This window comes from Salinisphaera dokdonensis CL-ES53, assembly GCF_040361215.1.
Lineage (GTDB): Bacteria > Pseudomonadota > Gammaproteobacteria > Nevskiales > Salinisphaeraceae > Salinisphaera > Salinisphaera dokdonensis.
In genome coordinates, this window is record NZ_APND01000001.1 from 461,892 (window position 1) to 483,114 (window position 21,223).

At 63.8% G+C, this 21,223-nt stretch carries 17 protein-coding genes; 6 read left to right on the forward strand and 11 right to left on the reverse strand.

All coding sequences use genetic code 11. The features are described from left to right. Nucleotides 1–8: 8 nt before the first annotated feature. The 4 genes from SADO_RS02100 to glnT all read right to left on the reverse strand — a co-directional run bounded on the left by SADO_RS02100 (nucleotide 9) and on the right by glnT (nucleotide 6,079). Complete coding sequence (locus SADO_RS02100) at nucleotides 9–2,729, reverse strand: DUF8508 domain-containing protein (protein ID WP_353108806.1); 2,721 nt, start codon at nucleotides 2,727–2,729, stop codon at nucleotides 9–11. Between the two features lie 117 nt (nucleotides 2,730–2,846). Continuing rightward, nucleotides 2,847–3,497 carry a TetR family transcriptional regulator gene (locus SADO_RS02105; protein WP_353108807.1) on the reverse strand — a complete coding sequence of 217 codons (651 nt, stop codon included), beginning with the start codon at nucleotides 3,495–3,497 and terminating at the stop codon, nucleotides 2,847–2,849. A gap of 100 nt (nucleotides 3,498–3,597) precedes the next feature. Then, a complete protein-coding gene (locus SADO_RS02110; protein ID WP_434547876.1) occupies nucleotides 3,598–4,692 on the reverse strand; it encodes a putative urea ABC transporter substrate-binding protein in 1,095 nt (364 codons plus the stop codon). A 28-nt stretch (nucleotides 4,693–4,720) separates the two neighbouring features. Beyond that, the gene (gene glnT / locus SADO_RS02115; RefSeq protein ID WP_353108809.1) at nucleotides 4,721–6,079 is read right to left on the reverse strand and encodes a type III glutamate--ammonia ligase; all 1,359 of its coding nucleotides are present in this window, start codon (nucleotides 6,077–6,079) and stop codon (nucleotides 4,721–4,723) included. 161 nt (nucleotides 6,080–6,240) lie between these two features. Between glnT and SADO_RS02120 the strand changes: the two genes are divergently transcribed. Further along, nucleotides 6,241–7,263: an alpha/beta fold hydrolase gene (locus SADO_RS02120; RefSeq protein WP_353108810.1), complete on the forward strand. Its 1,023-nt coding sequence runs from the start codon at nucleotides 6,241–6,243 to the stop codon at nucleotides 7,261–7,263. Between the two features lie 11 nt (nucleotides 7,264–7,274). Here SADO_RS02120 and SADO_RS02125 read toward each other — a convergent pair whose 3' ends face one another. The 7 genes from SADO_RS02125 to SADO_RS02155 form a co-directional block, all read right to left on the reverse strand. Continuing rightward, the gene (locus tag SADO_RS02125; RefSeq protein ID WP_353108812.1) at nucleotides 7,275–8,591 is read right to left on the reverse strand and encodes a DUF2254 domain-containing protein; all 1,317 of its coding nucleotides are present in this window, start codon (nucleotides 8,589–8,591) and stop codon (nucleotides 7,275–7,277) included. Between the two features lie 135 nt (nucleotides 8,592–8,726). After that, on the reverse strand, nucleotides 8,727–9,989 hold the full coding sequence (locus SADO_RS02130) for an aspartate aminotransferase family protein (protein ID WP_353108814.1): 1,263 nt from the start codon (nucleotides 9,987–9,989) through the stop codon (nucleotides 8,727–8,729). A gap of 115 nt (nucleotides 9,990–10,104) precedes the next feature. Next, nucleotides 10,105–11,253, reverse strand: a complete 1,149-nt coding sequence (locus SADO_RS02135; RefSeq protein WP_353108815.1) for an isocitrate/isopropylmalate dehydrogenase family protein — start codon at nucleotides 11,251–11,253, stop codon at nucleotides 10,105–10,107. Nucleotides 11,254–11,307: 54 nt separating this feature from the next. After that, nucleotides 11,308–11,802 carry a tRNA adenosine(34) deaminase TadA gene (gene tadA, locus SADO_RS02140; protein ID WP_353108817.1) on the reverse strand — a complete coding sequence of 165 codons (495 nt, stop codon included), beginning with the start codon at nucleotides 11,800–11,802 and terminating at the stop codon, nucleotides 11,308–11,310. A gap of 61 nt (nucleotides 11,803–11,863) precedes the next feature. Continuing rightward, entirely contained in the window at nucleotides 11,864–13,876 is a 2,013-nt protein-coding gene (locus SADO_RS02145; RefSeq protein WP_353108818.1) for a TRAP transporter permease, read from the reverse strand. Nucleotides 13,877–14,013: 137 nt separating this feature from the next. Continuing rightward, nucleotides 14,014–15,009, reverse strand: coding sequence for a TAXI family TRAP transporter solute-binding subunit (locus SADO_RS02150; protein WP_353108820.1), 996 nt, complete (start codon nucleotides 15,007–15,009; stop codon nucleotides 14,014–14,016). Between the two features lie 136 nt (nucleotides 15,010–15,145). Further along, nucleotides 15,146–16,057: a LysR family transcriptional regulator gene (locus tag SADO_RS02155; protein WP_353108821.1), complete on the reverse strand. Its 912-nt coding sequence runs from the start codon at nucleotides 16,055–16,057 to the stop codon at nucleotides 15,146–15,148. A 198-nt stretch (nucleotides 16,058–16,255) separates the two neighbouring features. Between SADO_RS02155 and SADO_RS02160 the strand changes: the two genes are divergently transcribed. The 5 genes from SADO_RS02160 (at nucleotide 16,256) to SADO_RS02180 (ending at nucleotide 21,216) form a co-directional block, all read left to right on the forward strand. After that, nucleotides 16,256–16,630: a VOC family protein gene (locus SADO_RS02160; RefSeq protein ID WP_353108823.1), complete on the forward strand. Its 375-nt coding sequence runs from the start codon at nucleotides 16,256–16,258 to the stop codon at nucleotides 16,628–16,630. A gap of 62 nt (nucleotides 16,631–16,692) precedes the next feature. Continuing rightward, entirely contained in the window at nucleotides 16,693–17,487 is a 795-nt protein-coding gene (locus SADO_RS02165) for an SDR family NAD(P)-dependent oxidoreductase (RefSeq protein WP_353108825.1), read from the forward strand. A gap of 140 nt (nucleotides 17,488–17,627) precedes the next feature. Then, nucleotides 17,628–18,857 (forward strand): YeeE/YedE family protein, encoded by a 1,230-nt coding sequence (locus tag SADO_RS02170; protein ID WP_353108827.1) that lies wholly within the window; start codon nucleotides 17,628–17,630, stop codon nucleotides 18,855–18,857. Nucleotides 18,858–18,925: 68 nt separating this feature from the next. Then, the gene (locus SADO_RS02175; RefSeq protein WP_353108829.1) at nucleotides 18,926–19,825 is read left to right on the forward strand and encodes a haloalkane dehalogenase; all 900 of its coding nucleotides are present in this window, start codon (nucleotides 18,926–18,928) and stop codon (nucleotides 19,823–19,825) included. A gap of 80 nt (nucleotides 19,826–19,905) precedes the next feature. Next, complete coding sequence (locus SADO_RS02180; protein ID WP_353108831.1) at nucleotides 19,906–21,216, forward strand: DUF2252 domain-containing protein; 1,311 nt, start codon at nucleotides 19,906–19,908, stop codon at nucleotides 21,214–21,216. The last annotated feature ends 7 nt before the right edge of the window (nucleotides 21,217–21,223 follow it).

The window sequence follows — 21,223 nt, forward strand, 5'->3', positions numbered from 1 at the left end:
AGCTTTATTCAGATGATGGCTGGCATCGCGTGGCGCCGCCGACGACGCCAGCCGAGGGTGAGTGCTGCCGCGCATAGCAGCAACACCAGGCTGGCGTCGCGCCCATTGCCCAGGGTGCAGCCGCCGCCCGATCCGCTGCCATCGTCATTGTTGTCATTGCCGCCGGCCCCTTCGTCCCCGCCCTCGCTGGCGCGCGAGAGATCGAAACTGGCCACGATCGGATCGTGATCGCTGACCTGGTCGGCGAACTCGGCGTTCACATGGGCGACCCGTGCCGTCGCAGTAGCGGCCAGTGCCGGGCTGGCGAAGAAATGATCCAGCGCCTGGGAATTACCCTCGAAGACGTAGGTGTAACGCTCGGTGGCATCGAGACTGTCCAGCAGATCGGCGACCACCGGCACGGCCTCGTCTGCGCCCGTAAGCGTTGCCATCGGCGGCAGGAAGCCGAACTCGTTGAAATCGCCCACCAGCCCGATATGCGCCTGCGATACGGTGGCGAGCGCGTCGTCGACGAAAGCGTTGACGACTGCCGCCTGTGCCGTACGTGCGTCGGCCGAGCCGTTCTCGTACGGCTGAAGCGTGCCGAACAGCGGCGAACTGCCGCCTTTCGAGGAGAAGTGGTTGTTGACCAGCAGCACGCGCTCGTCTTTGAAGGCGAACAGGGCGGCAACCGGCTTGCGGCTGTTCTCGAAAGCCGGATCGGTGGGTGCGATGCGCCCGGGATTGAGCGTGAGTGCCAGTTGTCCCTCTGCATCGGCGGAGACCGCGGTCGCCGTGTTGGCATCGCCGGCCCCGTCGCTGCCCTCGACCAGGCTCACGCGGGTAGCGTCATAGAGATAGGCGACGCGAATATTGCCGCCCGGCTGGCCGCCATCGGCCAACGCTTCGGGCGCGACTTCGGCATAGGCGTAGCGTGGTCCGCCCGCCTCGACAATTGCATCGGCCAGACGGGCCAGCGTCTCGTCGCCATCGACGACGAGATCGTCGGCCGAGCCGCCCTCCGGTACCGAACTGCCGGCCGAGCCGTCGTTATCCTGCACTTCCTGGAGGGCCACGATATCCGGCGCCCCGAGGCGGTCGACGATCTGTGCGGCAATGGCTTCGAACTTGCCGTCAGCCACGTCGGTATCGCCGTCTTCATCGTTGGGATCGAGATTCTCGACGTTGTAACCCGCCACGGTGAGCGTGTCGCCACGGGCAAGCACGCCGATACCGCTGCGCGACAGTGCGGACGGCTGCGGATCGGCCAACGTGTCGGGCAGAATTTCGAAGTTGCCGAAACCGTAGCCAAGCACACCGACTACCTCACGGAACAGCGCGCCGGTATTCACGGCCGGCATCGCGTCGTCGAGTAGCGTGTCGTCGATCTGGATACGCTCGGGGTTATAGTCGACCGCATCGCCACGCTCGACCAGCGTGATGCCGCCCCGGGTATTGATGCCGGTCGCGTTGGCGCCGGCATCCGGCACCAGAAAGACCTCGCCGAAGCGACTGGTCGGGCTCACGGCCATGCCCTGGGCAACGCGCACGCGCATAGCTTCCAGGCTTTCATAGAAGTCGAGGCCGTCTTCCGCCGGGTCGAAGGTCGCGCCCGTGCTGTCGATCACGTTGCCATTCGTATCGTTGTCGATGATCGCGTTCGGCGCCTGACGGCCGGCCTGGCCGATCGTGACCGGGGTGATATCGGTATTGTCGAACACCGCGCCCGGATCGGCGATCAGGCGCGTGCTGCCATCGCTGCCGGTCGCGATCTCGGTGGTCGGCAGATTGGTTTCGTCGCCACCGGGAAAGAACTCGGTGACCGTGCCGGCCACTGCCACCACATCGCCGACCGCGACGGGCATACCGTCGAAGCGCATCGGTGTGCCGCCGGTGAATACGAGCACCGCATCGCTGGTGGCATCGTCGCCGTCGCCGGCCGGGTCCTGAAAATAAAAGCTGTTGCCGGTCACGGCCGTGACCACGCCCGGCACACCCGCGACCGCGTTGCCGGCCCGCGGCGAAAGATGGCCCGCGCCCTGAATATCGAAAATCCGCAGGCCGGTAATCGCATCCGCAGGGATACCGTCGTCGTCACCCGGATCACCGGACCCGCCGCCGCTGCCGTTCTCTGCATTCGGCGTGGCAAGCGCGGCCATGAACACGCTCGTGTCGCGGCCGGTGCCACTGCCGTCCGGCATGCGCTGCAGCGATTCGTTGTCCTTATCGCCGTTGGCTGCTTCGTTGAGCTGCGGCGCGCCGTCGGCGAGCAGTACGGCCAGTTCGGGGTCATCGCTATCGTCGGTGCCATAGACCACAGCATCGACAAGATTTTCGGTCGTTACCGCCGTACCGGTGGGAAAATCGTCGGCGTCGGCCCGATAGAGCGCGATCGCATCCTGGCCGTTTTGAAGGCCATTGCTGCCGAAGGTCGTGATGACACCGGGCACGCCGGCATTACCCAGCAGGTAGTAACCGTTGGCGGACGTTACCGCGCCGTCTAGATCGTAGGCGGCGTAGCTTTCGTCGTTGCTGCCGTTGTAGAAAACCAGCACGAAGCCGTCCAGCGCGGTGTTGCCCGCGCCGCCATCGCTGAGTTCGACGAACTCGGCACTGTCGATGCCGGGCGTATCGGCATCCAGTTCGTTGATGAGAATCGACGACTGCGCGTAAGCACTGGTCGCGACACAAGCAACCAGCGCTGTTGCCGCCAGACGAAGTGCGCGCAGCGCACAGAATGAACATGCCATGAAATCCCCCCGGGCATTGTCGAATTCGTCCAGCCTGCAGCTCCTGCATGACAGGTTGCGGTCCCGGGCATCACGGGACGATGACAGCGCAGCGAAAACGCGGACGATCGCCCGGCGTCAGCCGCTTCCGGTATTCCCGGGGTGCAGAACTGTGGCCGCATTATCGAACAGCGTGGCCAGGCACTTGCGATGAAAATAATCCTTGTGCTTGCGCAGCGAGAACAACCGCGGGGAAAACAGCCAGGTCTGGGTAACGCCCATGAGGTAGGTATAGGTCTGCAGCGCGAGCAGATCGGCGGGGTCGCCTGCGGGCAACAGCTCCTGTGCGCGGGCATCGTCGACCAGCGATTCGAACAGCGTGATGATGGCACGGGTGAGCTCGCGTTCGCGGCGCACGGTACGCGCCATGCGCTGGGTGAGCTCGGTCTTGTTCATCAGGATCTCGAACGACTGGCGATGGCGTTTATCGCTCACCAGCAGATCGAACCACCCCTGGATGAAAGCGCTCATGCGCGCGACCGGGTCCGGCGTGTCGGCTCGGGCGGCATCGACAAGCCGTTGCAGCGGCGTCTGCGAATAGGCGATGACGGCCTCGAACAGCTCATCCTTGTTCTCGAAATGCCAGTAGATCGGGCCACGGCTCATGCCGGCCTCTTTCGCGATCATCGCCAGCGTGGTGCCGGAATAGCCCGACTGGCTGAACAGCCGCAGACCGGCGTCGATGACCTTGAGCCGGGTCTGTTCGGCCTGTTCGGGGGTACGTCTCATGGCGTCATGATCGACAAGTGCGGTGGTTGCACGCAAGAAAGGCGGCCGGTTTTCATGCCGGCCGCCAGTTTCCTGGCCTACGGTTCAGGCGACGTGCTGTCTAAAGCGCGTCGTCGGCGGCCATCTGCATGTAAGTGGTATCGAAACGCAGGTTGACGTTGTTCTCGTCGCCGAGAATCTTGTCGTCGGGGAATTCGATACCCACGAAGTCGGCGCTACGTGCGCCCTCGCCCAGCAGGCCCTTCTGGAAAGAGAACTGGCGCACGCTGTCCATGGCGTCGAACGCTTCGTCGCTGGAGATGAACTCGATCGCAGAGTCCGGCGTCCAGAACATCTTCATGCCGTCGAGCTGCGCCTCGTAGCCTTCGCGATCGGTACCGGAGGCTTCACCCAAGTAGGCACGCACTTCGCGACCCTTGTCAGTATCCGCGCCCAGATCGCCCATCATCTCGTACCAGGCGCCGACCAGTGCCTTGCCCAGCGCCGGGTTGGCTGCCAGCGTTTCTGTGTTCACCAGGGTCAGATCCTTGATATGGCCCGGGATCTGGCTGGAGTCGAAGATGGCGTTGGCGCCGGGTGTCTCGGCAACCGTGCTGAGCAGCGGGTTCCAGGTCACGACCGTACGCACAGTCTTGCCCTGGAACGCCGCGACGATATCGGCATCGGAGGTGTTCACCAGGTTTACATCCGGCTCGGAGAGGCCGTTCTCTTCCAGCGCACGAGCCAGCAGATAGTGCGATACGGACAGCTGCACGAGATTGATCGTCTCGCCTTCGAGATCGGCGACCGATTCCGCATCCTTGGAGACGATGCCGTCATTGCCGTTCGAATAATCGCCGACGATCAGCGCCGTGGTATCCACACCCGACGCGGCCGGAATCGACAACGCATCCATGCTGGTCGCAACCACGCCGTCGAACTGACCGGTGGTGTACTGATTGATGGACTCGATGTAGTCGTTGATCTGCACGATCTCGACATCGATATCGTACTTGTCGGCCCATTTATCCATAATCCCCGACGTCTTCACATAGTCCCAGGGAATCCAGCCGGCATAGATCGTCCAGGCGATCCGGAACGAATCGCGTTTCTCGGCGGCCTGGGCGCTGCCCAGGGTCAGGGTGGTCAGTGCGATCGCCACTAGGGCGAGCATCAGGCGTTTCTTGAGGTGCATCGGTCGGTTCTCCCGGTTCATGATTCAGTGGCCTCGATGAAAAGACGGTCTAGAACAACTTGAGGTAGCGCTCGATCTCCCAGGCGGAGACGCCGGTGTGATAGCTCTCCCATTCGTCCTGCTTGAAATCGACATAGGCACCGAACATGCGCTCGCCAAAGACTTCGCGGGCCAGCGGATCGGCCGCGAAATCGGTAATTGCCTCGCCGAGCGTGCGCGGCAGCATGGTCACGCCCATCGCATCGATCTCCTGATCGCTGTAGCGATACATGTTTTCTCGGTGGGGCTCGCCAGCATCCATCGCGTTCTCAATGCCTTCGAGACCCGCTGCCAGCACCAGTGCCGCACCCAGGTAGGGATTACATGCAATATCCGCTGCACGGCACTCCACGCGGGAGCCGACGCCGGGAATACGGATCATGTTGGTGCGATTGTTATTGCCGTAGCAGGCAAACACCGGCGCCCAGGTGGAGCCGGACATGCTGCCCTGGCGTACCAGGCGCTTGTAGCTGTTCACGGTCGGCGCGATCACCGCACTGATCGCCCGCGCGTGCTTGAGCACGCCGGCGATGAACTGATAGCCCAATTCGGATACGCCGCAGCCGTAGGGGTCGCCGGCGTCGGGTGAGAACAGATTCTCACCGGTCTCGGCGTCGGCCAGCGACATGTTGTAGTGCGCGCCGCTGCCGGTCTTGTCGGAATACGGCTTGGGCATGAAGCTTGCGAACGCACCGTGCTTGCGCGCGATCTCGTTGGCCATCATCCGGAAGAACACGAAACGGTCCGACATGGTCAGCGCGTCGGCGAACTTGAAGTCGGTCTCGAACTGGCCGTTGGCGTCTTCGTGGTCGAAGGAATAGACATCCCAGCCCAGGCCGTTCATGGCCTCGACCAGCTCGTCGATGATTTCCAGGTTGTCCATCATCCCGCGCGGGTCGTAGCAGGGCTTGGCCAGTGAATCGCGTTTGCTGATCGGCGCGAAGCCGCCGTCCTCGGTTTCGCGGAACAGGAAGAACTCGGTCTCGATACCGAGATTGAACGTGAAGCCCATCGCCTTCGCGCGATCAAGCTGACGCTTGAGAATGGTGCGCGAGCAGGCTTCGAAGGGCTCGCCGTCGAGATGCAGATCACCCGCGAACCAGGCCAGACGGTTGTCCCAGGGGCAGACCGCGACCGAGTCGGCATCCGGCATGGCGGCGACTTCGTTATCGGAAATATCCTGCGGCACGCCGTCGAGCGCCGCCCCCGTATACAGCTCGCTGCCCTTGAACATGTTGTCCAGATGGTCGAGCGGCACGAACTTGCCTTTCACGCAGCCGTGGATATCCACATAACTGGCCATCGCGTACTTCACGCCCTGTTCTGCAAGACTCGCCTGCAGCGAAGCGGTATCCACGACATTTCCCATCGAATCGGTCCTTGGTTCCGGTATGAAACGGCAGAGCAGAATCGCCCTGCACCTCGAACGCAGCTGCACCGCGTTCCAAACCAGGACTTACAATATACATGCCAGCCTGTATATTTAATTCGAATACCCCATTAACGACGACGCAGATGACGAACAGAAATATGAATGAAGAACAATGGGTTGAGGACTATTTCGAGCTTGGCGATTTCACGCTCGACAGCGGCACTGTTCTGCAGGACGCCCGGATCGCCTACCTGGCGAAGGGCCCGCTGAACACGAAACGAGACAACCTCGTGGTGCTACCGACGCACTATGGCGGTGCGATGGCAAGCAATCGCACCTGGGTCGAGCATCCGGGCAGCCCGCTCGCCGCCGGCGACTACTGTGTCGTCGCCCCGGCCCTGTTCGGCAACGGCGAATCGACTTCGCCGAGCAACGCTGCCCCGCCCCAGCGCGGCGCCGAATTCCCCAGCGTCACGCTGGCAGACAACGTGCGCGCCCAGCAGCAGCTGATTACGTCACGCTTCGAAGAAGCCGCCCCGCGACTGGTTGCCGGCTGGTCGATGGGCGGCATGCAGGCGCTGCAATGGGCGGCGCTGTATCCGCAGCACGTGGACGCCATACTGGCGGTCTGCGCGACCGCGCACTGCTACCCGCACAACGCGCTGTTCCTCGACGGTGTAAAAGCCGCACTCGAAACGGATCCCGCGCTGGCACGTGGCGAGACGCCCACACGCGGGCTACGCGCCTTCGCCCATGTCTATGCCGGCTGGGCCTATTCGCAGCGCTTCTTTCGCGACGGCTTATATCGCGCGCTCGGCTTCGAAAGCATCGCCGCCCTGCTCGCCCACTGGGAGACCGACCATCTCGCCCAGAACGCCCATGACCTGCTCGCCATGCTCGATACCTGGCAACAAGCCGATATTGCCGCCATGCCACGCTTCGCCGGCGACACGGCACAAGCCTTGGCCACGATCCGCGCGCGCACCATCCTGATTCCGTCCCGCACCGACCTGTACTTCATGGCAGAGGACGCTTGCAACGACGCCGCGCAGATACCCGGCGCCGAATGCCGCGTGCTCGAATCCGACTGGGGCCATTGTGCCGGCGGCCCCGGTCGCGAGCCGGCGTCAATGGCCGCGATCTTCGAGGCGATGCGTGCCCTGCTCGCGCCTGCGCGCTGAGAGCAAAGCACTCAGCCGGTTCGTTCGGCCTGTAGCGCCTGCATGGTCGACTCGAACTCGCGATCGATAAGCTCGATATCGTGGGTCTCGCTCAGACCGTTGTGGGCCGCGTCGCAGATCACTTCGGCATGGCGACTCAGAGCGACCTTTTCGTCCGCCCGCGCGGCAACCGGCGCCAGGCGCGCGATCACGCGCAGCATCTGACGGCTGGTCATTACGCTCGAGCGGCCGTAGTGACGAATCGGCATGAAGGCGGCGTCGAGCGCATCCTCGAGGCCGGGAATACGCAACAGGAACCGCGGCGTACCGCCGTCGTCACAGTGCGCAAACGAAGGGCGCGGCCGCCGCGCGAGCATGGCAAGGGAAAAGCCCAGCCGATTGATACAGTCCACCGCCGTGAACGGATTGTTCAGCGCCGGCGAAAGCGCGCGCACCGCGATCTCGGCCAACTGATTGGTGGCAAACAACAGATCGCGCTCGGTAAGGCGCGTATTGCCCAGCACATACGCACGCGTGACGGCGTCGACGAGTTCGTCGCTCGTATCGTCCGTACCATCTTTGCCGTGAACCCGAGCCAGTATCCCGCCCGGCAGCAGGTATTCGCCATATTCGGCCACTGACTCGATCAACACGTCATGGGATTTCGCCATCTCGACGAGCGCCTCGAGCCCGACCGTCTGCAGGTAGCCGCCGCCCGTCGCGCGCACGGCAACACCGCCGGTTTCAGGCCAGTCGCAGACCGGCGCATCGTCGCAATCGGCGTCGGGGTAGAGCCGGTCGATGGCGCCGTCGAGTTCAACCGCGACCGTCTCAAGTACTTCCGGAGCGGCGATGAGCTGCGCGATGTGATGGGTGAAATAGATCAGCGTGCAACTGGCAAACAGCGCCAGCGCAAAGCCCACGGTGACCGACAGCCCCGGCACGAATTCATTGGCCGGGTCGTTGCCCACCATGTGGAAAACGAGCATGCAGTAGACGAAGGTGCTCAGGAAGATGCCGAGCACGGCCTGGTTGGCACGATCGCGCATGAAACTGCGAATCAGCCGGTGGCCAAACTGGCTGGTTGCGAGCGTGAGCACCAGCATCAACGTGGAAAACACCACGGTAGCGATCGCGACCATCGCGCCGGTGAGCGTCTGCAGCAGATAGATCGCGTTCTCGACGCCGCCCGAATAGAACACGCGTGTCAGCCACGCGTCGGCCAGGCCGCTGCGATCGAGCCCAAGCGTGATGCTGAACAGCAGCACGCCGACGAGCATCATCACGCTCGGCAGGAACCAGAAACTGGAGCGGGCCAGCTCCATGAACTCGGCAAGATGAATGCGCATCGATCAGCGTTCCGGCACAAAGGATTTTATTGTAGCGATGCGCTGCGCCAGGTGATCGCACGGCGGACGGCGAACATAAAAAAAGGCCGCCATCCGAAGATGGCGGCCTTCTCGGCTTTCAAGGGCTGGCGCGCCCTATGCCGTAGCTTCGACCGCCTTGGCAAAGATATCCACGCCGGCGTCGATCTGCTCGCGGGTCACGACCAGCGGCGGCAGGAATCGAACGACCTGCTTGCCGGGGCCACAACGCAGCAACAACAGGCCATGCTTTTCGCACTCCTTGGCGATCTTGCCGGCACGGTCGCCGTCCGGCTTGCCGTCTTTCTGGAACTCAACGCCCGTCATAAGGCCTTTACCGCGTACGTCGCCGATGCCTTTGTCCTTGTCGGCGAGCCGATCCAGGCGCTCCTTGAGATGCGCGCCCTGGGCGCCGGCATTCTCGACCAGGCCTTCTTCCTCGATCACGTCGAGCGTAGCCAGCGCTGCGGCGCAGGCGACGACGTTGCCGCCGTAGGTACCGCCCTGGGAACCGGCCAGGCCTTTCTCCATGATCTTGCGCGGTGCGGCACAGGCCGACAGCGGGAAACCGCTGGCCAGACCCTTGGCCGTAACCACGATATCCGGCTGCACGTCGTAATGGCTATGCGACCAGAACTTGCCGGTCCGGCCATAGCCCGCCTGGACTTCGTCCGCGCCCAGCAGCATGCCGTGCTTGTCACACCGCTCACGCAGGCCCTGCATGAACTTGGTGTTGGCCGGAATGAAACCGCCCTCGCCCTGGATCGGCTCGATGAGCATACCCGCAGTATCGCCCGGCGCGCTGATCGTCTGCAGGATGTAATCCAGTTCCTGCAGGCAGAACTCGGTGGCCTGATCTTCGGACCAGCCGTAGCGGTAGGCGTTGGGGAACGGTGCGACCACGACGCCGCCCATGATCGGCTGCAGACCGGCGGTGTAGGCCGTGCCGGAGGTGGTCATCGAGGCGGAGCCCATGGTGCGGCCATGGAAACCGCCGTGGAAGACCACGATGTTCGGGCGGCCCGTGGCATGACGCATCAAGCGCATGGCCGATTCGGCGGCCTCGGTGCCGGCACTGGCATAGAAGACAGAATCGATATCGCCCGGCATCTTTTCGGCCAGACGCGCCGACAGATCCTGAATCGGCTTGTGCATGATGGTCGTGTACTGACCGTGGATCAGCTTGCCGATCTGTTCCTGGGCCGCGGCAACAACCTTCGGATGACAGTGGCCGGTGCTGGTCACACCGATGCCGGCCGTAAAGTCGAGATATTGCTTACCGTCAGTGTCGAACAGGTAGCAGCCTTCGCCGCGATCGACGTGAACGTCGGTGGCCTGCTGGAGCAGGGGCGACAGATTGCTCTTGTTGCTTCCGATCATGACGGGTCTCCTGGGTGATCCTTGGATACTTTGCGCGCGAGCCTAGACGCGATGATTCCGAGTTTCAATGCACGCGCTTTCGGAGCACGACAAACGCGTGCCCGCAAACAATAAATCAGAGGGCGGCGACGATCGCATCGCCAGTTTCATCAGTGGCCCGCCGCTCACGACCGTGATCGGCCAGGTCGGCCGCGACCACGTCGCGAAGCCGGTTGCCCGCACGTGCGGCGGCTTCGTCTTCGACGCCCATCCAGTCGAGCATCATGGCCGTGGTCAGCAGCATGGCGGTGGGGCCGGCCATGTTCTTGCCCGCGATATCCGGCGCGCTGCCGTGGGTCGGTTCGAACATGGGCGGGCGCGAGCGATCCGACGGATTGACGTTGGACGACGGCGACACGCCCATGCCGCCGTTCAGTACGGCGGCCAGATCGGTGAGGATATCGCCGAACAGATTCGATGCCACCACCACGTCGAACATCCACGGATGGCTGACAAACTTCATGCAGGCGGCATCCACCAGTTCGTGATGGGTGGCGACATCCGGATAATCCTTCGCGATCTCGGCGAACATGTCGGTCCACATATCGCCCCAGAAACGCTGCGCGTTGCGCTTGGTGATCACACAGACCTGACTGGTCTTGCCGTCACGTCCGAAGCTGCGCTCCCGGCCTTCGGCCTTGCGCTCGGCGGCTCGCACCCGCGCCTGTTCGAAGGCATGCCGGATGATGCGATCGGTGGCGCGATGGGTGAACAGCGCGACCTGGGTCGCGATCTCGTTCTTCGTGCCGACCGCCATGCGGCCGCCCTGATTGACGTACTCGCCCTCGCTGTTCTCGCGAATCACGAGCATGTCGATATCGTTGGCGCGCTCGTCGGCCAGATATTGCGGCGCGCCTTTCATCGGCCGACAGGGCCGCTCGCAGCACCACTGGTCGAAACCCTTGCGGATTTCCAGCAGCGGCGACAGCGATACCGCGTCCGACAGCAGATAGCGATTCGGATCGTCAGCCGGGCCCGGATCGCCGAGCGCGCCGAGCAGGATCGCGTCGAATTTCTCCAGTCGCTGGAGATAATCCGCCGGCGCACTTTCACCGTGCTTCTCGTGCCAGGCGTGGGACGGCCACTCAAAGGTCTCGTATTCAATCGCCAGTGCCGGGTCGGCTGCGACGAGCGCGTCAATCGCGCGCGTGGCCTGGGCGATCACTTCCGGACCGATACCGTCGCCGGGCAGGACTGCGACGTGCCATGTCTTTTGCTTGTTCATGGCGGCAGGCTATCACTGTCGTCGCGCCCTGCGCAGGGCTTTTTTGCGACCGTCTCAGCGGCGCGCGCGACGCGCCCGGAAGAAGGCCCGCAGAAGCGCGGCACTCTCCTCGGCCAACACACCGCCGACATGGGTCACGCGATGATTCAGCCGCGCCTCGTCGAACACCGAAAAGATCGAATGCACCGCGCCGGCACGGAAGTCGTCCGCGCCGTAGACCACGCGCTCGATACGGGCATGGCCAATCGCGCCCGCGCACATCGCGCAAGGCTCCAGGGTGGCGTAGAGCGTCGCCCCGGGCAGCCGGTAGTTGTCGGCCTCGGCACAGGCCGCACGCAGCGCACGGATCTCGGCATGGGCGGTGGCGTCGTGCTCGGCGATCGGGCAGTTCCAGCCCTCGCCGAGCAATACGTCGTCACGCACTACAACCGCGCCCACCGGCACTTCGCCTGCTGCTTCGGCGCGCCGCGCGAGATCCAGCGCATGGCGCATCCAGCGCTCGTCGGCTTCGCTGACCGGTGGCTTGTCGTCTGGCGTGATCTCGTTCATGGCGACGAGAGGATACCGTCACTGACAGCGCAGCGCGGCATCCCCACTCGCAGGCCCGCTCTCAACCAGCCGTCGGCACCAGCGGCGCCCCGGCGCGATGGCGGTGCCAGAAGACCACGACGGCCAGCAATCCGATGCCCGCCAGATCGGTCCAGCTGCCCGGCTTGAGCAGCAGCAGCGCGCCGACGAGCATCAGCAGCCGCTCGTACCAGTGCATGCGGATCTTCAGATACCCCTGCGTCGCGGCAACGAAGCCGAGCATGCCGACCAGCGCGGTGACGATCACCCAGCCCGCGTAGTACCAGCTGCCGACATTGATCAGCAGTAGTTCCGGGTTGAAGAAGAACATGAACGGGAGGATTGCGGTACGCAGGTCGTAGATGAAGCCCTGCACGCCGGTCGCAATGGGGTCGGCCCGCGAGATCGCGGCCGCTGCATAGGCGGCCAGGCCGACCGGCGGCGTGTCGTCGGCGAGAATACCGAAATAGAACACGAACAGATGAACCGCCACCAGCGGCACGACCAGACCCGCCTCGCCGGAAAGATTGACGATCACCGGCGCGACCAGCGCGGCCATGACGATGTAGTTCGCGGTGGTGGGCAGGCCGATGCCGAGAATCAGCGACGTAATCGCCGACAGCACGAGCACGATCCAGATATTGCCGCCGGAGAGCACGTCCAGCACCTGGGTCAGGCCATAGCCGAGATTGGTCATGGTGACCATGCCGACGATGATGCCGGCCGCACCGGTGGCGATCGCGATCGTGGTCATGTTGCGCGCACCCGTTTCCAGCCCGGACACGATCAGGCGCAGGCCCTGCCACAGGCCGGCCGCGAGGTTGCCGCTGCGCACGCCCTTGACCAGCTCCTGAACCAGGATGAGCCCTGCCAGAACCACCGTGGCATTGAGCGCACTGCGTTCCGGGGTGAGGTTCGCCCACATCAGCTCATAGAGCAGGAAGGCGACCGGGATCAGGTAATGCACGCCGCTTACGAAGGTTTTCCAGAACGGCGGCAACTCGGAACGCGGCAGCCCCTGCAGGCCGAGCTTGAGCGCTTCGAGATGCACGACATAGAGCAGGCCGAGATAGGTCAGCACCGCCGGCACCAGCGCATGGATGATCAGCTGCGAGTACGGCATGTCGATGAAGGTGGCCATGATGAAGGCCGCCGCGCCCATGATCGGCGGCATCAATTGGCCGTTGACGGACGCCGCCACCTCGGTTGCCCCCGCCTTGACGGGCGGATAGCCGATCTTCTTCATCAGCGGAATGGTGAATGTGCCAGTGGTGACCGTATTCGCGGTCGACGAGCCCGAAATCACGCCGGTGAGCAGACTGGCCACGACCGATGCCTTGGCCGGCCCGCCGCGGAACGTGCCCAGGCCGCTATAGGCGAGATCGACGAAATACTGGCCCGCCCCGGCCTTGTCGAGCAGCGCGCCGAACAGTACGAACAGAAACACGAACGTTGCCGAGACCTGGATCGGTGTGCCCCAGATGCCTTCGGTAGTGATATAGAGCTGCTGGATGATCTGCGCCCAGTCATAGCCGTTGTGCAGATAGATCACGTCCGGCGGCGTGAGCGGGATGATGCCGGCCGGCCCGGTGATGCCGTAGATGACCACCAGTGCAGCAATGATCGGCAGCGCATAGCCCAGCAGGCGGGTCGCGCCGATGGCGAGAAACGCCAGCAGCGCGGTGCCGACCCATATATCGCGCGGCTCGGGCAGACCGCCCTGCAACACCACGATGTTGTAGTAGCTGAACAGGATATAAAGCGCGCTGGCCACGCTCGCGGCGGCCAGCAGCCAGTCATACCAGGGAATACGATCCAGCGGCCCGCCCTTGCGCGGGTAGGCCAGAAAGGCGAGCGCAAAACCGAAGGCCAGATGGATCGAGCCGATCTTCTGCGGATTGAGCGTGCCGAAATAGCTCGCATACAGCTGGAACAGACTCCACGACACCGCAATCGTGACCAGCAGCCACCGCTGCCAGGCGATCGCCGGCGCGCGGCCGCCGTATTCGCTGGCTTTTACGATGTCCTCGGCTTCTGGCTTTACATGTTCAGTCATCGATCATCCCTGCACTTATCCGGGCTAATTTCATGGCCCGCCTGCACCGACCGCGGGCAACGCCCCGACCACAACGCAAGAACCCCGGCCGCAGCGACCGGGGTTCAGGATTTTTCCGTCCGGTCTTTACGGACCGATCAGGACGGCGGCATCTGGCTGTCGTTGATCTCGATGCCCTGTTCCTTGAAGAACTTCACGGCACCGGGATGCAGCGGGATGGACATGCCTTCCAGCGCGCTGTCGAGGGTGAAGTATTTCTTCAGGTTCGGGTTCTGGATATCGTTGTAGAACGCGTCCTTCTTCTCGTTGAAGACCGTATTCATGAACTGGTAGATCGCGTCTTCGGACAGCTCGGACGAGGTCACGAGCATGGCCTTGAGCGTCACCGCGGTGGCTTTACCCATCTTGGGATAGGTGCCTTCCGGGATATCGATCTGGGTATAGAACGGATACTTGGCGTGCAGCTGCTCGATCTTTTCCGGTGACACCGAGACCAGCTCGATCGGCGCCGTCTGTGCGGCTTCGGTAATGGCGGATGCGCCCAGGCCCACGGTATAGAACATGGCATCGATCTGGCCGTCGCGCAGCAGGCCCACGGCGCTGCCGGCACTACCGCGCACGGGCGCCTTGAGGTCTTCGATGCTCATGTCGAAAGCACCGAACAGGTTCTTCACGTCCTGTTCCGTGCCCGAGCCGATATCGCCGACATAGACCCGCTTGCCCTTCATGTCGTCGAGGCTGTCGATGTCCGCGTCCTTGCGGGCCAGCACCTGGATCGTTTCCGGATAGAGCACGGCCACGCCGCGCAGGTTTTCGATCGGTTTGTCCTTGAACGCCTCGACGCCGGTGCCGTTGTAGGCGTAATAGGCAACGTTGTTCTGGCTCACGCCCATCTGCAGCTGGCCGGCGCCGACCGCACGGTCGTTGAATACCGAGCCGCCGGTGGAACGCGCGTTGGCGCGGATATCGATACCGGCCTCGTTCACGATCTTGGCCATGCCGACCGCGGTCGGGTAGTAGAGACCAGTGGTCGAACCGGAACCGATCGTGATGAACGTGCGCGCGCTGGCGAGTTGCGCACAGCCGAAGACCAGCGTGGCAACGACGAGCGTCTTGAGAATTCGGGAAAACATGATGATGACGGCCCCCTGTGTTTTATGTAGTTCGGCCTTCGCGAGCGCGAATTGGCCATGAATCGAGTCTAGTCGAGGCCCCGATAAACGCAAGGAGCACGCCAGCCGCCCTCTGTGGCCGCCAAATGCCGGCCAGTCAGGCCGGAATCGCCGTCATTTCGGGCAATGCAGCCGCCTGTTCGGCCAACCGCTCGCGCAGGTAATCGACACACAAACGCACCTTGGGTGCGACGAATCGACGATGCGGATACATGGCATGAATAGCCGCACAGGGCAGCGGATGCGCATCGAGCACCGTCTTCAGACGGCCACTCGCGAGATCCTCCTGCACGTCCCAGATCGATTTGAGCACCAGTCCAGCGCCCTGCAGTGCCCAGAGATGGGCGATCTCGCCGTCGTTGGAAGTGAAGCGGCCGTTGACGTGCACGCTGGTACCGTCCGCGAACTGCCAGGTCGCCAGCGGCGGATCGCCCATCAACACACAATCGTGATGCACGAGCTCGTCCGGGTGGCTCGGGCGGCCATGGCGCGCCAGATAGGCCGGCGCGGCACAGATCACCCGGCGATTCGGCGCGACCTCGCGGGCAATCAGACTCGAATCGGCCAGCGTTCCAAAACGCACCGCCAGATCGAAACCGCCTTCGACGATATTCACGACCGCATCGCTGGCGTGCAGGCGTACACTTAGCCCCTCGTGGGTCTGTTGAAAATCGTGCAGCAGCGGCGCCAGGCGTCGTGCGAAGGCCACAGACGTGGTCACACGCAGTTCGCCACTGGTTGCCCGCGCGCCAATCGCGGCCTGGGTTTCGGCCTCTTCGATCTCGGCCAGGATGCGCAGGCAACGCGCCTGAAAATCCGCGCCCTCGTCGGTCAGCGACAGGCTGCGTGTGGTGCGGTTGATCAGGCGCACGCCGAGGCGCTTTTCCAGCGCGGCGAGCCGCCGGCTCACCACCGCCGGCGACAGGCCGAGCTCGCGGGCCGCGGCCGACAGGCTGCCGGCCTCGATCACCTGCACGAATATGCGCATCTGGATGAGCTGGTCTGCCATCGGTGTGCTGTCCTCTCGTTTCGATCAGCGTCGCCAACCGCCGCGTGGGGCAGAAATGGGCGACGGGCGGATTATTGCACAATGCACAACAAACCCTTGGCGATTCTGTGCGTTCTCCCTGCCGGCAACAAAACCCACACTAAAACCATGACCAGCACAGCAGAAAATCAGGCGTGGCCTGCGACAAGCGGCCCGGCCGTGACGCTTGACCACGCCACGCTGCGCACCACGGACCTTGCCGCACATCGGCAGTTCTTCGCGTGTCTGCTGGGCCTGCAGACCGGCTACCGGCCCGATTTCGGCTTTCCAGGCGACTGGCTCTATGCCGGCGACACGCCCCTGGTTCATCTCATACCGGCCGGCGCGACAGGCGACAAAGACCGCTGCGACGCTGAAACGATCGATCATGTGGCCTTCGCTGTCACCGATATCGAAGCCGCCCGCGCGCGGGTGCAGGCCGCCGGCTACCGCCATGCCGAAAGCCGTATCGATGAACTGGGCGAACGCCGCCTGTTCGTGGAATCACCCACGGGCATTCGTATCGAACTGGTCGAACGCGGCAGCGGGACTTGATCGACCCACGACCGAACGCATTTTCCAACTCGATAACTCTTTCAACGCTTCAGGAATCCATCATGCAGATCGAACTCAACGGCAAGACCGCCCTCGTCACCGGCTCGACGCACGGCATCGGTTTCGCTATCGCCACCGGGCTGGCCCGCGCCGGCGCGACCGTCATCCTCAACGGCCGCAAGCCGGATCGGGTCGATGCGGCACTGGAAAAACTGCGCGAGACCGTGCCGAACGCCGACGCGCGCGGTATTTCAGCCGATCTCGGCACCGCCGAGGGCTGCAATACGGTGGTCGAGGCCGAGCCGCGCGTGGATATCCTCGTCAACAACCTGGGCATCTTCGGTCCCAAGGATTTCTACGAGATCCCGGATGACGAATGGCAGCAGTTCTTCGACGTGAACATCATGTCCGGCGTGCGCCTGTCGCGCGCCTACACGCCCGCCATGGTCGAGGCCGGCTGGGGCCGCGTGGTCTTCATGTCCTCGGAGTCCGGCCTGAACATCTCCGACGAGATGCTCCATTACGGCATGACCAAGACCGCCAACCTGTCGGTTTCGCGTGGTCTCGCCAAGCGCCTGGCCGGCACCGGCGTGACGGTGAATGCCGTGCTGCCGGGCCCGACACTCTCCGAAGGCGTGCAGTCCATGCTGGCCGACAAGCAGGCCGAAAGCGGCAAGTCGATGGAAGAAGTCGCTGCCGAGTTCGTGCAGCAGGCCCGCCCGAGCTCGATCATCCAGCGCGCGGCCACGGTCGAGGAAGTCGCTAACATGGTGGTCTACGCCGTGTCCGAACAGGCTTCGGCAACCACGGGCGCAGCCCTGCGCGTGGATGGTGGCGTGGTCGACAGCATCGCCTGATGCCTCACCACTGATGGCCTCACGAATGCGCCGTATCGCGTTTTCGGTACGGCGCATTCATCGTTTCGGCAGCAATGCACGAGCCTTGTGCGGTAAATCCCGCGCTATGCTCGACTCCAGCATTCCGATCACCGATCGCCATGAGCCAGACCACGCTTTCGTCCGACAACACCACCGCCCTGCCGGCCCCCCAAGTCGGCGCCACCACGGTCGGCCTGGGCGCCAGCGCGCTGCTCGGCGCCTGGCTCTTCGCCATGCACGGCCTCGAGCAGGGCCTGTTCTTTCTGATCGGCATCGGGCTTGGCGTGTCGCTTTATCACGCCCGCTTCGGCTTCACGTCGGCGTTTCGCCAGCTCATGGCCGTCGGCCAGGGTACGACGCTGCGTGCGCATCTGCTGATGCTCACCGTGGCCTGCATCCTGTTCGCCCCGCTGCTGGCCTACGGCAGCAGCCTGTTCGGGGGTGAGCTGCAGGGCTATGTGTTCCCGATCAGCATGGGCGTGGCCGTCGGCGGCTTCATGTTCGGGATCGGCATGCAGCTCGGCGGCTCCTGCGCCTCCGGCTCGTTGTATACCGTCGGCTCCGGCCAGAGTTCGATCGTGATCACCCTGCTCGGCTTCATCGCCGGGTCCGTCTGGGCTGCCCACGACTTCGCGTTCTGGATGCAGCCCGACCTGCAGTGGCGCACCGTGTCGCTGGCCGACACGAGCTGGGGCTATCCGGGTGCGATCGTGATGCAGTTGGGCGTGTTTGCGGTCATCGCCGCGGCAACGTACGCAATCGAAAAACGCCTGCGTCCGCCGCGTCGGCAGACGCCGCCGCATGCCAACGGCTGGGCGCGGGTGCTGCGTGGTGCGTGGCCGCTCTGGGCCGGTGCGATCGCACTCGCCGCGCTCAACGCGCTAACGCTCTGGACCAGCGGCAAGCCCTGGGGCATCACCAGCGCGTTCGCGCTGTGGGGCTCCAAGGCTGTGGCGGCGACGGGCGCCGATGTCGGCCAGTGGTTCTATTGGTCCGAACTGCACGCGGGCGCGCTCGACAAGCCGATTCTCGCAGATCGCACGAGCGTCATGGATTTCGGCATCATTCTCGGCGCGATGACCGCAGCGAGCATCGGCGGGCGCTTTACCATCGCGAGTCATATTCCCTGGCGCACCGTGATCGCCCGCATCATCGGCGGCGTGCTCATGGGCTATGGCGCGCGTATCGCCTTCGGCTGCAATATCGGCGCTTATTTCGGTGGCATCGCCTCGTTCAGCCTGCACGGCTGGCTTTGGGGCGTGGTCGCGCTCGGCGGCACCGTGGTCGGCATCAAGCTACGACCGCTGTTCGGCCTTGGCGTGCCCAAGCGCAGCGACGGGGTGTGCTGAGCCAACCCCCGTGTGTCGCAGACCCGCTCTGCTAGGGTGAATCTGTTCACCCTGCGAGCGGATACGCGATGAGCGGCGAAGTCATGCCTTACGAAAAACGCCATGTCACGGTCAACGGCCGAAGCATGGCCTATGTCGAGAGCGGGACCGGCGACCCGATCGTGTTCCTGCACGGCAATCCCACGTCGTCCTATCTCTGGCGCAACATCATCCCGCATGCCGAAGCATTCGGCCGCTGCATCGCGCCGGATCTGATCGGCATGGGCGATTCCGAACCCAGGGGCTCGACCGGGCCCGATGCCTACGATTTCTTCGAGCACCGCCACTATCTCGACGGCCTGCTCGACGCCCTGGGCGTCACCGAGAACGTGATTCTGGTCGTCCACGACTGGGGCTCGGGGCTGGGTTTCGACTGGGCCAACCGTCATCGCGACCGGGTTCAGGGCATCGTCTATATGGAGGCCCTGGTTCGTCCACTCGCGTGGTCCGAATGGTCGGCCAGCGCCAAGGATATCTTCGCCACCATGCGCAGCGCCGCCGGCGAGGAAATCTGTCTCGACAAGAACGTGTTCGTGGAAAAGATCCTGCCCAGCTCGATTCTGCGCGACCTCACCGACACCGAAATGGCCGAATACCGCCGTCCCTTTGCGGACGCCGGCGAAGCGCGTCGCCCGACCCTGTCCTGGCCGCGCCAGATTCCCTTCGACGGCGAGCCGGCCGCGGTGCATGACGTGATGGACGGCTACGGCCAGTGGCTGGCCAGCGACGAGAGCCCGCCCAAGCTGTTCATCAATGCCGAACCCGGCATCGTCCTGATCGGCGAGCAGCGCGAGTTCTGCCGGACGTGGCCGCGCCAGCAAGAGATTACGGTCTCCGGCCTGCATTTCGTGCAAGAGGATTCACCGGCCGAGATCGGTGCCGGTATCGCAGCGTTCGTCGGCGAGTTGCGCGGTCAAGAACCGGGCTAGCACCAAGCGTTCGGCAGGCCCGGCTCGATTCCTGCTGCGTCTTTTCCAATCGTTGCGATCACGTCTTCAGGAAACCGCCGATGGGCTTTCATTTCATGCGTTTCAGCCGCGAGGAACTGGTGCTCGACGAGATCGATGCCCACAACCGACGGCTTAGCCGCGCCGACCGGGCGCGCAAGTACGAGAAGATGTCGCGCTCGCCCTATCGCTTCTTTCGCGGCACCAATCATCTGTACTGGGGCGATGTCTGGCAGGACTGGCGCTATTACCTGTTCGGCGGTCTCAAGGACACCCAGACCTGGTTGCAGGGCGATGCGCACGTGCACAACCACGGCGCCTACGGCGACCCGCGCCAGGGCGTGCACTACGGCATGGACGACTTCGACGATGCCGTGATCGGCGACTACCAGTACGACCTCTGGCGCCATGCCGCGAGCATGGTGCTAGACGCCGAGGAGAACGCCGGCCTGTCGCCCGACAAGACCGCGCGTGCGATCCGGCATCTGCTGACCACCTACTTGGATACGCTCGTCGACCACGCCGACGGCCGCAGCCCGGAAGACATCCACGTCAAATACATCAAGAAGCCGCTTGGCCCTTTCATCCGCAAGGTGATGCGCAAGAAAGGCCATGCCAAGCACCTGGCGAAATGGACGACGGTCGCTGATGACGGACAGCGCCGTTTCGATCTCGGCAAGAAGAAGATGAGCGCGGTGAGCGCCGTCGAACGCCGGCGAATCATCGCGGCACTCGACCGTGAATATCCGCAGACCCTGCAGGGCGGCACCGACCGACCGCGCTCGCATTTCGCGGTCAAGGACATCGCCCGTCGGTTGAATGCCGGCACCGGCTCGCTCGGCCTGGCCCGCTACTACGCGCTGATCGAAGGCGATAGCGAGAGCGTCGACGACGACATCATCCTCGATATCAAGCAGCAGACCGCGCCGCCGGCCTATCGCTTCATGAACGCGCGCGAAAAACGCGCCTGGCGCCAGACGTTCGACCACGAAGCCCAGCGCCACGCCCTGGCCTTTCAGGCCCTGGCCAATCACCCGGACGATTATCTCGGCTGGATCACGCTCGGCCACAAGGTGTACTCGGTGCGCCAGCGTTCTCCCTACAAGAAGGACTTCCCGACCCACAAGATCGATGGCTTCAAACAGTACCGACGCCTGACCCAGCAGTGGGGGCGAATCCTCGCGCGCGAGCATATCCGCGGTGCGCACGCGCTGCGCCCGGACGATCCAGCGTACTTCGCCCGCGCCGTGTTGTCGCGCTGCGACGACCATCGCGAGGCGTTCAAGGCCATGGTGGTGGACTTGGCGTTTACCTACGCCCGCTGCATGAAACGCGACTACCGCGTGTTTGTCGCCAAGCGCGGCGTCGGCTGAGCGACCA

What these genes read in the sequence shown, in the direction of transcription:
- SADO_RS02100 (WP_353108806.1), bottom strand. Translation starts at nt 2,729, where the DNA reads ATGGCATGTTCATTCTGTGCGCTGCGCGCACTTCGTCTGGCGGCAACA.
- SADO_RS02105 (WP_353108807.1), bottom strand. Translation starts at nt 3,497, where the DNA reads ATGAGACGTACCCCCGAACAGGCCGAACAGACCCGGCTCAAGGTCATC.
- SADO_RS02110 (WP_434547876.1), bottom strand. Translation starts at nt 4,692, where the DNA reads ATGAACCGGGAGAACCGACCGATGCACCTCAAGAAACGCCTGATGCTC.
- glnT (WP_353108809.1), bottom strand. Translation starts at nt 6,079, where the DNA reads ATGGGAAATGTCGTGGATACCGCTTCGCTGCAGGCGAGTCTTGCAGAA.
- SADO_RS02120 (WP_353108810.1), top strand. Translation starts at nt 6,241, where the DNA reads ATGAATGAAGAACAATGGGTTGAGGACTATTTCGAGCTTGGCGATTTC.
- SADO_RS02125 (WP_353108812.1), bottom strand. Translation starts at nt 8,591, where the DNA reads ATGCGCATTCATCTTGCCGAGTTCATGGAGCTGGCCCGCTCCAGTTTC.
- SADO_RS02130 (WP_353108814.1), bottom strand. Translation starts at nt 9,989, where the DNA reads ATGATCGGAAGCAACAAGAGCAATCTGTCGCCCCTGCTCCAGCAGGCC.
- SADO_RS02135 (WP_353108815.1), bottom strand. Translation starts at nt 11,253, where the DNA reads ATGAACAAGCAAAAGACATGGCACGTCGCAGTCCTGCCCGGCGACGGT.
- tadA (WP_353108817.1), bottom strand. Translation starts at nt 11,802, where the DNA reads ATGAACGAGATCACGCCAGACGACAAGCCACCGGTCAGCGAAGCCGAC.
- SADO_RS02145 (WP_353108818.1), bottom strand. Translation starts at nt 13,876, where the DNA reads ATGACTGAACATGTAAAGCCAGAAGCCGAGGACATCGTAAAAGCCAGC.
- SADO_RS02150 (WP_353108820.1), bottom strand. Translation starts at nt 15,009, where the DNA reads ATGTTTTCCCGAATTCTCAAGACGCTCGTCGTTGCCACGCTGGTCTTC.
- SADO_RS02155 (WP_353108821.1), bottom strand. Translation starts at nt 16,057, where the DNA reads ATGGCAGACCAGCTCATCCAGATGCGCATATTCGTGCAGGTGATCGAG.
- SADO_RS02165 (WP_353108825.1), top strand. Translation starts at nt 16,693, where the DNA reads ATGCAGATCGAACTCAACGGCAAGACCGCCCTCGTCACCGGCTCGACG.
- SADO_RS02170 (WP_353108827.1), top strand. Translation starts at nt 17,628, where the DNA reads ATGAGCCAGACCACGCTTTCGTCCGACAACACCACCGCCCTGCCGGCC.
- SADO_RS02175 (WP_353108829.1), top strand. Translation starts at nt 18,926, where the DNA reads ATGAGCGGCGAAGTCATGCCTTACGAAAAACGCCATGTCACGGTCAAC.
- SADO_RS02180 (WP_353108831.1), top strand. Translation starts at nt 19,906, where the DNA reads ATGGGCTTTCATTTCATGCGTTTCAGCCGCGAGGAACTGGTGCTCGAC.